Source organism: Shewanella sp. ANA-3, from assembly GCF_000203935.1.
Lineage (GTDB): Bacteria > Pseudomonadota > Gammaproteobacteria > Enterobacterales > Shewanellaceae > Shewanella.
Genome location: NC_008577.1, coordinates 671,781 through 685,713, shown reverse-complemented (window position 1 = coordinate 685,713; position 13,933 = coordinate 671,781). Strand labels below are relative to the sequence as shown.

The 13,933-nt window shown below is 50.5% G+C and carries 10 protein-coding genes; 4 read left to right on the top strand and 6 right to left on the bottom strand.

The features are described 5' to 3' along the window. Window positions 1-2: 2 nt before the first annotated feature. Complete coding sequence (locus SHEWANA3_RS03070; protein ID WP_011715779.1) at window positions 3-725, top strand: glycerophosphodiester phosphodiesterase; 723 nt, start codon at window positions 3-5, stop codon at window positions 723-725. Window positions 726-748: 23 nt separating this feature from the next. On the opposite strand, the gene SHEWANA3_RS03065 is transcribed toward SHEWANA3_RS03070, so the two are convergent. Next, window positions 749-1,084, bottom strand: coding sequence for a DUF3392 domain-containing protein (locus SHEWANA3_RS03065; RefSeq protein WP_011621386.1), 336 nt, complete (start codon window positions 1,082-1,084; stop codon window positions 749-751). A gap of 90 nt (window positions 1,085-1,174) precedes the next feature. Between SHEWANA3_RS03065 and SHEWANA3_RS03060 the strand changes: the two genes are divergently transcribed. Beyond that, window positions 1,175-2,107 (top strand): D-2-hydroxyacid dehydrogenase, encoded by a 933-nt coding sequence (locus SHEWANA3_RS03060; protein WP_011715778.1) that lies wholly within the window; start codon window positions 1,175-1,177, stop codon window positions 2,105-2,107. 144 nt (window positions 2,108-2,251) lie between these two features. Here SHEWANA3_RS03060 and SHEWANA3_RS03055 read toward each other — a convergent pair whose 3' ends face one another. Then, the gene (locus tag SHEWANA3_RS03055) at window positions 2,252-3,826 is read right to left on the bottom strand and encodes a PAS domain-containing methyl-accepting chemotaxis protein (protein WP_011715777.1); all 1,575 of its coding nucleotides are present in this window, start codon (window positions 3,824-3,826) and stop codon (window positions 2,252-2,254) included. A gap of 248 nt (window positions 3,827-4,074) precedes the next feature. Between SHEWANA3_RS03055 and SHEWANA3_RS03050 the strand changes: the two genes are divergently transcribed. Further along, complete coding sequence (locus SHEWANA3_RS03050) at window positions 4,075-4,266, top strand: bacterioferritin-associated ferredoxin (protein ID WP_011715776.1); 192 nt, start codon at window positions 4,075-4,077, stop codon at window positions 4,264-4,266. 199 nt (window positions 4,267-4,465) lie between these two features. Here SHEWANA3_RS03050 and SHEWANA3_RS03045 read toward each other — a convergent pair whose 3' ends face one another. After that, window positions 4,466-5,122: a thiopurine S-methyltransferase gene (locus SHEWANA3_RS03045; RefSeq protein WP_011715775.1), complete on the bottom strand. Its 657-nt coding sequence runs from the start codon at window positions 5,120-5,122 to the stop codon at window positions 4,466-4,468. Window positions 5,123-5,229: 107 nt separating this feature from the next. Next, the gene (locus SHEWANA3_RS03040) at window positions 5,230-5,568 is read right to left on the bottom strand and encodes a hypothetical protein (RefSeq protein ID WP_011715774.1); all 339 of its coding nucleotides are present in this window, start codon (window positions 5,566-5,568) and stop codon (window positions 5,230-5,232) included. Window positions 5,569-5,815: 247 nt separating this feature from the next. Here SHEWANA3_RS03040 and SHEWANA3_RS03035 point away from each other — a divergent pair, with 247 nt between their 5' ends. After that, a complete protein-coding gene (locus SHEWANA3_RS03035) occupies window positions 5,816-7,624 on the top strand; it encodes a protein kinase (RefSeq protein ID WP_011715773.1) in 1,809 nt (602 codons plus the stop codon). A gap of 40 nt (window positions 7,625-7,664) precedes the next feature. On the opposite strand, the gene SHEWANA3_RS03030 is transcribed toward SHEWANA3_RS03035, so the two are convergent. Then, the gene (locus SHEWANA3_RS03030) at window positions 7,665-10,067 is read right to left on the bottom strand and encodes a zinc-dependent metalloprotease (protein ID WP_011715772.1); all 2,403 of its coding nucleotides are present in this window, start codon (window positions 10,065-10,067) and stop codon (window positions 7,665-7,667) included. 82 nt (window positions 10,068-10,149) lie between these two features. Then, the gene (locus SHEWANA3_RS03025; RefSeq protein WP_011715771.1) at window positions 10,150-13,860 is read right to left on the bottom strand and encodes a response regulator; all 3,711 of its coding nucleotides are present in this window, start codon (window positions 13,858-13,860) and stop codon (window positions 10,150-10,152) included. Between the last annotated feature and the right edge of the window lie 73 nt (window positions 13,861-13,933).

Below are 13,933 nucleotides of genomic sequence, written 5' to 3'. Positions count from 1 at the left end.
AGATGCTTATTTTTGCTCACCGTGGTGCCAGCGGTTATGTGGCGGAAAATACCTTAGCCGCCATGGCTAAGGCCATAGAGTTAGGCGCCACAGCCATTGAGCTGGATGTGCATAATGTTGAAGGTGAGTTAGTGGTATTTCACGACCGCAGACTCGACAGTAAAAGCTCGGGCCAAGGCATCATCCATTTGGTCAACAAAGGATATCTGGACACAGTCACAGTCAAAGGCGAGCCCATTCCCACCCTTTGGCAAGTGCTCGAACTGGTTGCTGGCCGCGCCACAATCAACATCGAACTGAAAGGGGTGAATACGGTAGCGCCGCTACTCACGCTTTATCCTAAAGCTATTACCGAACTGGGGTTCAGCGCGGAGCAATTGTTGATCTCATCCTTCAATCATCCCTATTTACAACAAGTTAAACAGGCGCTGCCACAGGCATTGGTGGCCCCCTTACTTGCCAGTATTCCCCTCGATGGTGCTGCGGTCGTGAGCGAGCTAAACGCCTATTCCCTGCATTTAGACGTGAGTTTTATCAGCAAGGCCCTAGTGGATGATGCCCATCATAGAGGTGCTAAGGTATATGTTTACACCGTCGATTATAGCGATGATATCCATGCCCTTCAGCAGTTGGGTGTCGATGGGATCTTTAGCAATTTCCCCGACCGCGCCATGCAGGCGCTGTTGCAACCCACGAATACGGATTACAGCGGCTACTTCGAATAATCCCTTGGCGCGGATTTAGCGGCTTAGGCTTGGCTATTTCGCTGCGCCCAATAGCCGATAAAAATAAACATGGCGACGATCAGCAAGAACATCCAATGGGATGGCATGGCAACGATTTGCCTTGCCACCCAAGGCGTAGCTTTGACGATCAGCAGTCCGTAGCCAAAGGCATTCACAATAATAAAAACAAAGGTTCGCAGGATAAACGAATGGCCAAGTAAATGCCGTCTGAGGATACGATTCACATCGGCTGAAAACACTAAAATCAAACACACGACCATGGCCGTGGCGATATCGAAGGACCAAGGACGAAGCATATTTCCTAAATGGCCAATAATGGCGACTAACTGATCAAACATAATCACTCAACCTAAAATGACGCTGCAAAATCAAAACAACTACAGCAGCGTATTGAAAAATAACGACAACCAAGCATAAAGGGAGACGACATGGGGCACAAGTTACTCTTACTGACCAAGGCGAATGAGCAGTATCGCCAGCTCATTGAGGCGCAGCAGTTGCCAGGGCTTGAGTTGCTCGATGATAATCCCGCGAATATTGCAGAGGCTAACATTTGGCTTGCCGAACCTAAGCTTGCCGCACCACTGGTGCCCCATGCCAAACAGCTAAAATGGCTGCAATCCAGTTTTGCAGGCATTGATGCCCTGATGGGCCCAAGAGCGAGAAAAGATTATCAACTCACTAACATTAAAGGTATTTTCGGCCCCTTGATGAGTGAGTATCTATTTGGTTATCTGCTCGCCCATGTGCGAGGACATCAGTTTTATCAAGCGCAGCAAAGGCAAAAATCTTGGCAAGTGCAAAGTGCTACGCGCGGCAGCTTGCAAGGGATGCGATTATTACTCTTAGGCACAGGCTCTATCGCCCAGCACGTGGCCAAGACAGCTAAGCACTTCGGCATGCATATTACTGGAATAAACCGCAGCGGCCGTGAGGTCGACGGCTTTGATTTGATCCAGCCGCTCTCGCAGCTCGGGCAATGCTTAAGCCAAAGCGATGTGGTAACCAATTTACTGCCAAGCACCCCTGAGACACGTTTGCTGCTAAATGCAGACATGCTCGCCACGCTCAAAGCCGATGCCATTTTAGTGAATGTGGGCCGTGGTGATGTGCTCGACCTCGATGCCCTCAATACCCAGTTGATTGCGCGTCCTGAACAACATGCCGTTCTCGATGTGTTCACGCAGGAGCCACTCCCTGCGAGTCATCCGATTTGGGAAAGACCCAACGCCATCATCACGCCCCATATCTCCGCGCCGAGTCATCCAGAACAAATCGTGCGTATTTTTAGCGACAACTATCGCCGCTATATTGCAGCCGAGCCGCTGCAAAATCAGGTCGATTTTATTCAGGGCTACTAGTTGGGATGAATAGTTAAAGATAACGAATCCCTACGGTCACTCAGGCAAAAACAAAAGGCAATCAGAGTACTGATTGCCTTTCGATTAAGCCACTATCCTAATTAAGTCACTATCTACTTAAGCCACTAACGATTGCGACAAAGGTTAGACTTTAAAACTGCGCTTTAAAAACTGTCCGACTAGCACAGTATGGGAGTTCATCTCGCCTATCACTTCATCATTAAGGCTCACCATTTCGCAACCCAGTTGATGGCTAGAATGGGTAAATTGCGACACATTCACCACACTGCGGTTCATCTCGTTCGCTACGCTCGATTGCTCCTCCACCGCACTGGCAATATGGTGGGTCATATCGGTAATGGTAGTGATCGCTTCACGTATGGTACGCAGCGCCGCGCCCGCAAGATCCGCCGTCGTAATACATTCGCCAGCCGCATCCACACCCTCTTGCATGCTGCGCACCGCCTTGTGAGTTCCTTGTTGTAACAGGTTGATCATAGTGTGGATTTCTTTGGTGGCATCATGAGTACGCTGCGCTAACGCCCGCACCTCATCGGCAACCACGGCAAAGCCCCGCCCCTGTTCGCCCGCCCGCGCCGCTTCAATCGCAGCGTTGAGCGCCAGTAAGTTCGTTTGCTCGGCAATACCTTGGATCACATCCAGCACTCTGCCTATATCCCGGCTATGCCCTTCTAACTCAGTGATCACCTGCGAGGTTTCCTGCAACTGCTGCGCCATTGCCTGAATCGACTGAATAGTACTGACAACGGTTTTATCGCCGTTGATTGTCTGCAGTGACGCCATCTGTGACGCACTCGCCGCATCGGCGCAATTTGAGGACATATCCCCTAGAGTTGCCGTCATCTGCTGCATGGCCGTGGCGACTTGTTCAATCTCGGCCAGTTGTGACTGGCTTGTCCCTTGAATTTCTTCACCTTTAGCCGCAGAGATTTTCGCTTGCTGACTGACGTTATCACAGGAATCGCGCGCGCGGCCGAGCACGGATTTAAGCTCTGAATTTTGCATTTGCAGCGCGAGATCGATAGCCCCTAAATCGTCGGATTGCCCCGTATAAATGTGTGCCATCAAAGGGTTGTCGTAGATTTTCTTCGCTTTAGCGACCAACGTCCGATAGCGGCCTAGGATCAGATTGCCGCCGATAAACAGCGCGAGTGCACTAATGGCGAGTCCCACAAATCCCACCACTCCAATCTGCAGCGCCAAATACAACATGGGCAATAGAGCAACCAAGACGAGCAATGCCAACTTAGTCGGCATCTCTAAGGTGCGTTTTAGCGCCTTAACTTGACCGTTTTTATTTAACTCGGCGTAGGCCGCTTCAGCTCTGTTGATCTGTTCACGGCTGGGTTTAGTACGTACCGACTGAAACTCGGCCACCTGACCATTCACCACAATCGGCGACACATAGGCATCGACCCAATAATGGTCACCATTGGCGCAGCGGTTTTTGACTATGCCTTTCCAGGGCTCACCCTTACGGATTGTTTTCCAAAGATCTTCAAAAGCTTGGGGTGGCATATCAGGGTGACGCACCATATTGTGGGGCAGGCCCAACATGCCACTGAGTTCATATCCCGCAACGGTACAAAATGAGGGATTGGCATAGGTAATATGACTTTTGGTGTCGGTCGTCGACAACAAAATCCAATCCGCTGGATAATCGTATTCCCGCTGTGTGACTGGTAAATTCTTTCTCATGATAACCCTTGGATTTATTGTGAATTTATTATTCCATCGTCCATGAGTTATCCATCCTTGATCGTGTCCAATGATCCATTACCGCTAAAATCATCTCTCCTTTTCCCGCCTCCAGAACTCTGAGCATAGCCTAGAAAATGTGCGATGAGTAACAAAATAGATAACCAACACAACAAGTACACCATTAGGATTGCATTTGATAAGCGTTTTCATTTAGAATTAGTTCAATTCGTTTTGGAGTCGAAAAAATGTACGTTTGTCTCTGCCATGCCATCACAGATACGCAAATCAAAAACGCGGTAAGTCAGGGCGACTCTAGCCTTGCTGACGTTAAAAAGCGTTTAGGCGTTGCCGATCAATGCGGTAAGTGCGCCAGAATGGCCGTACAAATTATTCAGAACCAATTAGAAATTGAACCTAATTACTACGAAGTGGCTTAACTTCGAGCCTCCTGCTCTTTTTCTGTCAAACTAAACCTGTATTTCAATTCTTGTTCCTTGAGCGAGGCACTCGCCTTAAAGGGACTACCGCAAATCTCAGCGCATACCCCTATTTTGCGATAATCTTATAACCCCTTAATGACACATCCCACTCAGCCAAAAAGCATAAATGCTTTGAGCTCAATGGGATGCAATCTGATTATCTGCGTCTTAATAGATAAGCTGCTTCATTCAGCCAAGGAACTTCTTTCTTAACAAACCTTGGGTTGTCCGCAAGCACGTCCTGACAATCCAAGAGTTGGATGTCAAAATCGTCACTTAAATGTGTCTCCACCCAAGTTGGTGACACCGCAAAAGGCGGCCCACTTAAGGCCTCTTGCGGGTAATCGAGTGTCACTAATAAACCTACGCTGCCCTGGGGCAATAACTGCGCTAATTGCTTGGCGTATTGCGCCCGCATGCTCTCGGGCCAAGCAATCAAGGCGGCGCGATCATAAAAACCACTAACCTTGCCCGTAATAGACGCGGGCAAAGTAAAGATATCACCTTGATATAAACTCACCTGCTCGGTGTGATAATGCTGATGTTCACCCAGCGCGCTTTGCTGCATAGGTAATTGGTTATCTTCGAAAAACTGCTGCACTGCGAGTTCATTTAACTCACAACCAATCACTTGATGCCCCTGCTCGGCTAAAAAGCACATATCTAAAGATTTGCCACACAGGGGAACAAAGACTTGGGCCCCGGCGGGCAATGCCAAGGTATGCCAATACTTTACGAGAAAGGGATTGATATCTTGCTGGTGAAAACCAATCAGCTGTTGCTGCCACTTCTCATGCCAAAAACCGGGTTCCATAGGTATATCTCAAATGACTAAAGTTATCCTTACTCTAATGGCATTCACGGGTGGATGCAAAATCTCAGATACCGTAAGTTAATCATAGAGATGTAAACAGTTAATGACTAAGCCAATGCCGTTTGTACCCGGCGCAGCCAAACGCAATTGTCACACTGGCATTGGCGGCGCGACAAATGGTGTGGGCTTAAGGAAGAGTCGATAAAGTCGACGGCAATCAGCAACTGCTGCTTAAGTTCGGCGACGGATTTTTGCTCGACGGCTACCAGCTCATCGTTCTGGTTCATCCAAATACATTCCATGCCCTGGTGGCAAGTGAGACACTGCTCATCGCGATCATTAAAAAATACCGCATGTGGACAATGGGTCACCTCCATTGACTGCAAAATTCGCTTACGCGGAAACTCTAACAACTCGATCAATAAAGCCTTATCTGGGGCGGGCATATGCCCTCCTTTCATCCACTTTGTCCACGGGAAATTTAACAAAAATGTATCCCATCCAATGTGCTTAAGATTACCTAGACTCCATACGATTTAACTTGATATAAATCAAAGTCAGCGACGAAATGATGGGATAGGTAAGCCCTAAAAATCACAAGTTTATCGCAGGCAACACCAGTCACAGCATCCAACGCCGATTTGCTTATCTGCCTCGCTTACTGTTTAAATAACCAAAACAAGGAGTCGCGCATTGCAAACACCCCAACTACAACATTTTTACATTTCCGAAGAGCAATCTATTTACTTGCTCAAAGCCAACGATGCCCGTAAGCACAAGGCATGGATCCGTTTATGTAAACAACAGTTAAGTAAGTTGGGTTATCGCGACATTGAGTTTATCGGTAAGGGCGCTTATGGCTTTGTGTTTGCAGGAATCAACCAAGCCGACGAAGCCCACGTATTTAAATTCTCAAGAATTAATCTGCCGCAGCATATTCAAGACCGTTTAGAGGAAGAAGCCTTTATGCTGTCCTTGCTCAAACACCCCAACATTCCGGGGGCGATCAAATTTGAGCGGGTTGGTAAACAAGGGATCTTAGTGATGGAGCGCGCAAAGGGTGAAGATCTCGAGCAGCTTTGCCGCCGCTTAGGCGCCCTGCCCCCAGCCATGGTGATGAGCATTGCCCGCCAACTGGCCGATATTCTCTACTATCTGCGCACGGGTAAGCCCTTAGTGCATGGCGACATAAAACCTTCAAACCTTGTCTATGATATTGAAAGTCAGCACTTATCCCTTATCGATTGGGGCTCAGCGGTATTTGCGCAACGGGATGAACATAACAAGGCCGTTGAAGACAATGTGATGACGCTGATGTCGAGCGATCAGCAGCACACTAATGCCCGCATGGGAGACGTGTATTTTATCGGTGAAGAGCAGCTAAATGGCGCGCTCTCCAGCCCGCGTTTCGACGAGCAAGGCGTGGCGGCGACCTTGTATGCCTTGGCCTCTGGACAGGCGAGTCGCTTCGGCGCACAGGTGATCCCGCCCACCAGCATAGGCTTACCCATGGAGTTGGCGCGCACCTTGGAAGGCATGCTCAGTAGCGATGCCGTGCAACGCAATCTGGCGGGGGATTATTTTCTCAAAAGCATGCGCCACAGCCATAGAATCCATTTACCCGAGCTGCCCAAAACCGAACTGCTGGGCGAAATCCCCGTTTGGGTGCAATCCCGCGAGAAAGATGTCGAAACCGTCAGTTACAGCTCGCGTAAATCCTTTTTAAAGGAACATAACGCGCAGGATCCCATCGCTAAGATGGATGACATTCAACTCGAAAAATACTATCGCAATTTCTTAGCCGGCATGGGCGATACCGAAAAGGGCTTTATCGCCGCCGTGGGTCGCCTCGGCCAATACCCCATAGTGGGCGGCCTTGCCATCCATTGGCAAGAAACCGGCGTGTTTATCGACTCCAACCTCGCCATTTACGATGCTAAACAAAAGAGTGCGCTCATCATCGCCGTCAATAATATGGTGACGCTCGCGCGGGGAATTAAGCGTATCGGGGTGTTTAAGGCCTGCTTCTTTAACGCTAGGGATACACTGCATATCGAGCGCGAAAACACCAGCGAACCCTTTGTCGCCAGCGCTGATTTGCAACTGCCCTTCGAGGTGGGTGATGTGCCGACCCTCGAAGATAAATCGCGGCTGCACTCTTACTTTGAAGACGGTAAGGACCCGGATGAGAACCTCGAACTACCGAGTGAAATCATGGAAGAATTGGCGCGTATCAACCAGATCCATCACACGGGCTGCATCATTTTTGAGGCCCTGCCGAATCACTTAAAGATCCACAGTTACTTAAAACTGCTCAACCCGCGCAAACAGGCGGCGTTTCGCGCCAGCCTCGACCGCATTTTGCATTATGTGGGTAAAATTCAAGGCCATGGGGTCTCGGGCTTTATGAAACTGCCCTATAAAAATACTCGCCGCTTTACCCATATTGAGCGTAAAGCCGAACATTTTTATCCTAGAAACCCAAAAGAAATAGGCGCATAACGAATCACCTCGTTAGCGCCTATGATGCTGAAAACTAAGCCTAGATAGGTGAACCCGGTGGCAGTTTCAAGGGGTTAGGGATCAGTTTGCTGTTGGCGTCAGTCAGCCCCGCACTCAGCCCCTGTTGCAACCAAGTATAGTGGGAGGCCACCTTGGCATTCGCGCGATTGGCTTTGGCTTTAAGCTGTTTCATCAGGAATTGAGCGCGTTCGTAAATAGCCGCCTTCACCTCTGCCGAGGTTTGTGGATCGTGATAGGCAGACAAGAGTTCATCAATCACCACCGCATTCACCCGCATCCACACACCTTCAATCAGAGCGAGTTTATCTTCTTGATAAAGGGTCGCGGCAAACAACTTATTGAGTAAGGTTTCGACCGAGAGCTGCTCATTATCCGCCATCGCCCCTTGGCTTACGCGATTTAAGCGCTGCGGCATCAGCATCTGACCCACTGTATGACGCGCTAACACTTCCGCCATGCCGAGGGGATCGCTCACTACCCCAAGCCCTGATTCGAAGGACTCCCGCGTCGCTTGATAATTACCCGCTTTAGGCACCAGCGTATCGAGTAAGGTTTGCGGAACCGTTAAGCTGGCCGCATCTAAGGTGCTGAGCAACGCATCGAGGGCCGACAATTGTAACTGCGGCGCGATATAGCTCCAGCGAGCGCCCTCGCCGACGGATAGATAGTTGTAGTCTGTACCGCCAATAAACTTACTGACCGCATCAATTTGGTAACGGCTAAGTAAATAGATAGGCACAAAGGTATCGGCTAATTCACCCTGTGGCTCACCCGGCAACAGTGCCGTGCTGCTAAAACCTTCGATGGCCTTAGCGCGAATACGGTTCAAATCCAGTAGCTGCGCGATAGGGTCATCACCGCTATCCCATAGGCTGGCATAGGCTTGGCTGGCATCTTTCTGGCGCGAATCGGCTTCGCCAATATAGCGCAGCCCTTTGCGGGCCACTTCGGCAAGCAACTGATTTTGCAGCGCCTGCTGAGCGGTGGCATCGCCTTCATCGCTATAGCCGTACGCGATAGCAAAGTTATCCCATGGTCCGACACCTACGCCATAAGGTGCAGATATATCAATGTCATTACCTTTCAGCAGGATCTTAGGATGGGGATAATCCATCACAGAGGCATCCTGATTAGTCGAGGCGGCAAAGTTATGGTCTAAGCCTAAAGTATGACCGACCTCATGGGCGGCGAGTTGGCGAATACGCGCTAAGGCTAAGTCATTAGCCGCTTGCTCGGCGGCGCTTCTATCACGCCAACCTGCGGTTAAGCCTTTGGCAATTAAGTAATCTTGACGCACACGCAAGCTACCTAAGGTCACTTGGCCTTTGATGATTTCACCGGTACGCGGATCGGTTAGCGCCGCGCCGTAGGACCATCCACGCGTAGCGCGGTGTACCCACTGGATCATGTTGTAGCGAATATCCTGCGGATCGGCATCGGGCGGCAAGAGTTCAACCTTAAAGCCGTTGATAAATCCCGCTTGGGTGAAGGCCGTTTCCCACCAGCGTGCGCCATCGAGTAGGGCCGAGCGGATAGGCTCAGGCACACCTGGGTCGAGGTAATAGGTGATGGGCTTGACTACTTCGCTCGGTGCCGGGCCAGGATTCACCTTTTGCAGGCGGTGGCGCAAAATAAACCGCTGCACCAATGGCGCCGAAAACGGCGTGGCATAGTCGCGATATTCATCGGATAAATAGCCGCTCATAGGATGATAAGCGCGGGGTTGATAGCCCTCATCGGGCAGCTCGACAAAGGAGTAGCGCATCCGCACCGACATTAAGGTGCCATCCGGCGTGACCTTAGCCACTTGCTCACCCGCCGCATCGGCTTTGAAGGTAAGCTGCACATCCACATCACTATTCTTTTCAAAAGATTTCACCCCAGCGGGTAAAATCGCCGAGCGGGTTAAATCGAGGCGATAATTCCCTTGTCCGCGATGCAGGAGAGCATCTGCGACCCCGTGCAGATCATTGAGTACCAACTCACTAATAGCCACCATCTCTGGCTTACCATCGAGTAACTTACCCTGCCACAATACCGAATCGGCAAAGGCCTCATCCACGGCGCGCTTTTCGGCGGCGTCTTGGGTATTAGCGCGATATTGGGTGTTTAGTTGCTTAAGTTGGATGTAGGGACCTTGGCGCTCAAACTGCACCATGCGGGTTTGACCTAATTGACCACGGTCAAGACCGATATCGTTAGAACCGACCCCTTCAGGCAAGCTAGTCACCAATAAAAAAGGCTGATTTAAACGGCTCACCTCGAGGTATAACTCACCCTCGCTTGGCTCATAGTAAAGATTAAGAAATCCCTTCGCGGCTTGGCTCTGCTTAACGACTTTAGTGCTCGGCAGATCCGCGGCGACGCTCAGCGCGGGTAAACCTAAGAGTAGGATGGCGAGGGCTAGGCTATGGGGTTTCATCTTTCCTCCGATTAGGCTGTCTACGTGGTCATGTTACACAAAACTAAACCACGCGGGGCCATCATTGGCCCCGGGCAAACAATTAATGATGATTATTCTTGTGTTTTATCCAATGCGATAAGGTTTCAAACAGTTCAGTTAACACTATCGGCTTAGTGATATGGGCATTCATCCCTGCCGCAAGACTCTTTTCTCGATCGCCCGACATCGCATGGGCTGTCATGGCGATAATAGGTAGCACATCGGCACTAAAGCGTTCACGCAGTGCCCGCGCCGCGGTTAAACCATCCATCACAGGCATTTGAATATCCATTAATACCGCATCAAAGGGGCGCGAGTCGATAATATCGAGGGCAATTTGTCCATTTCCTGCAACAACGACTTCGTATCCTGCGCTCTTTAGCAGCTCAGTCGCCACCTGTTGGTTGATAAAGTTATCTTCCACCAAGAGCACAAGCCCTGTATGTTCACCCTCTTCTACCGGCAGTTCATCAATAGGCTGCACCACATTGAGCCTTGGCTCATCGGCAAAGGCGGCGATAATCTCATCGAACAGACTCGATGCCTTAAAGGGCTTTTGCAACACGGCAAACACATTGGCACTGTCGACTTCGTGCTGTAAAGGTTCCGCCGCGTAGGCGGTCATCATGATGATAATGGGGCGTTTCGCGATGCGGCCTTCGGCCACCATGGTATCGATGGCGCTGATCACATCGCCACCATCCATCTCTGGCATCATCCAATCGAGCAACAATAAATCGATAGGATCCCGCGACAACTTATACAGCGCCTCGGCGCCGCTTGCAGCAGTATCCACCTCGAAGTGGAAATCCCGCATCAACGCCGAATAAATTTGCAGCGCCGTCGGGTTATCATCCACCACAAGTGTGCGTAAATTATTGAGTTTTTCAGGCACCACTAAGGGCTCAACCTTAGCCTCTTCGGCAATCTCAAAGCTGATGGTAAAGCTGAAGGTACTGCCGACGCCTAACTCACTCTGCACCTGCATCTTGCCGCCCATCATGGAGACCAAATGCTTACTGATCGATAAACCTAATCCCGTGCCACCGTACTTACGGGTCGTCGAACCATCGGCCTGGGCAAAGGCATCGAACAGTTTTTCCTGCTGATCTTTACTGATCCCAATACCCGTATCCCGCACCCAAAATTTTAAGGTAATTCGATGGTCGCGCTCGCCGACATCTTCGCAGCCCAGTTCAATTTCACCGGATTGGGTAAACTTCACTGCGTTCGATAACAGGTTGATCAGCACTTGGCCTAGACGCAGCGGGTCGCCCTTAAGAATGAGGCCTGCCGTCACTGGCGCATACAGTAATAACTCAACGCCTTGCTCCTGCGCCTTAAGCGCGTTGAGATCGAGGGCATGGTCGAGCACTTTATCCAGTGGGAACGGCACCCGCTCCAGCTCTAATTTACCCGCCTCAATCTTAGAGAAGTCGAGAATATCGTTAATAATCCGCAGTAATGACTGCGCCGAGAAACCAGCTTTTTCGAGATAATCCTTCTGCTGTGCCGTCAACGAAGTGCGCTGCGCTAACTGCAACATACCGATAATGGCGTTCATTGGCGTGCGGATTTCATGGCTCATATTCGCCAAGAATTCACTCTTATACAGGTTCGCCAGTTCCGCGTCCTGCTTCGCTTCAAGCAGCGCCACTTCGTTACTCTTATGGCGCGTGATGTCCTTATGGGTACCGACCATACGCTTAGGCTGACCATCGGCGGTAAATTCCACCACCCGACCGCGGGAAAGCACCCAGTGATAACTGCCATTTTTGCCTAAAATCCTAAACTCGATTTCGTAGGCATCGACAGGGTTTTCAAGATACTGATTACGGTACTCTTCAACTCGAATTCTATCGTCGGGGTGCGTCAACTGATCAATTGCCGACACTAACGCTGGGAATTCATTGGGTTTATAGCCCAGCATCGAATAATAGGATGGGTTGCAAATAATATGCTCCGAATCCAGATACCAGTCCCACAGACCGTCTTCTACCGCGTCCATCGCTAAATGGTAACGCTCCTCCGACAGGCGTAACTGCTCGGCGGACTCGTACTCACGCGTCACATCGCGCCACACAGCAATCAAGCCTTGCAGCTCGCCACGACGGTTATAGAAAGGCAGTTTAAGGGTATCGAGCAACACAGGTTTGCCCGCTAACTCAACCTTCTCTTGATAACGCAGCGGCGTGCGATCTTTTAAGATCTGCTCATCCTCGGCGCGAATACGAATGCCCATCTCCGGCGAGGTTAAATCCTCCGACGACAGACCAATCATCTCGCTTTCGGTGTAACCCAGCATCCGCTCGGCAGCCTTGTTACAGCCGAGGTAATTGCCTTCTTTATCTTTAAAGACAATGGCTTCTGGGATGGAGTCGAGTAAGGAGCGCAACAACGCATATTCCCGCTCGCGCCGTTCGGTCGCATCTTTTAAGCGCTCGGTGCGGCGTGCGACCAATTTGTCGAGTCGCTTATTCTGCTCGGCCAAATGATGGGTGTATTGCTTGTTTTCCTCAAAGATACGGCTCACCAGCAGGAACCAAGGTTCCCACCCCGGAGTGATTTTTTCCGGCGGTTTACGCGGCTCTTGGGAACAGCCCTCTAAGTGCGACAACAGGCGCGATGCGGGGCTCACGAAGGAGCGGCGCGTTTGCCAGTGCACTATGGTCACCAGCACCGACAGGGCGATGACGACGAGGATAAAGGTCAGCTGCAGTTTTTCGACCGAATCTTGGAACAGGTCGTCTTCATTCTGCAGATACAACAAGCGCCACGGCGCGTTATGCAGCGCGACCGAGTGAATATAGTAACCGTTGCGAATAATGCCTTCGTGGGCATCGAACAATTCAGACTCGGGGAGCGAATGCAGCTCAGACGGAATACGCTGGCTGATGTGATACACCCGATTGATATCAGAGCCATCGAAGTCACTGTGGGACAAAATATTGTTCTGCTGATCGAGTAGGATCACAGTCCCAGGCATTTTGAAGTACACCCGAATTTGCCGCGCCAATGAGGCCAAGGTCATGTCGAGGTTGATCGAGCCCATAAACTCATCATCGAGATAAACGGGCACACCTAAGGTGGTCAGCAAGCCTTTGCCCGTCGAATCGACATAGGCCTCACTCCAAAACACGCTGCGCTGCGGGTTCATCGCCGGGGTAGCGTATTGGAATTGTTTCTTATTGAGCAGCTCATCCCTAAAACGCTGGTCACCGTTGGTCCACGGGAAGTAGGACATCATCCGTTGGCGCGATAAATAATAAATCGCCGAGGCTTTAGGTGCCGCTTCTTTGGCGACGGGGAAAGACAGCGACAACTCGAACAGCATTTCCAGCTCTTGGTAGAACTTATCACTGCGACCATCGAGGGAACCCGCGCCCGTGATCCGCCCCATGTTGGTAAAAGGTTTACCGCCCTTGGCGTAGTTAGGCTCTAAGGTAAAATACTGACCACTCTCGTTAAATTTGCCGTATTGCGGTAAACGCTCCTTACGCACTAGCTCACCTAAGCGCAGGTGATCCACGGCCACATCCCGCAGACTCTTGACCGCGCGGATGCTCGACTCCAACAGCAAGTCGATTTGCAATACGTGACGCTCAACCTGCTCTTCGCGCTGCTCCATTTGCTGGGTTTTCTGGCGATCGAAAAACATCCACGCCGTCAGCAACGACAGGACAATCACGCCGATATAGGTATAAAAAACGGCGCGGTTATAGTTCTTTTGGATCGGCGATTTTAATTGGAGATCCGGCTCACTCGATTTCATCCACTACCCTTGATTGCAGCGCTTGATTTTAGCCATCGGTGGCAAAAGTGACTGAGTACATTTATGGCTTCAT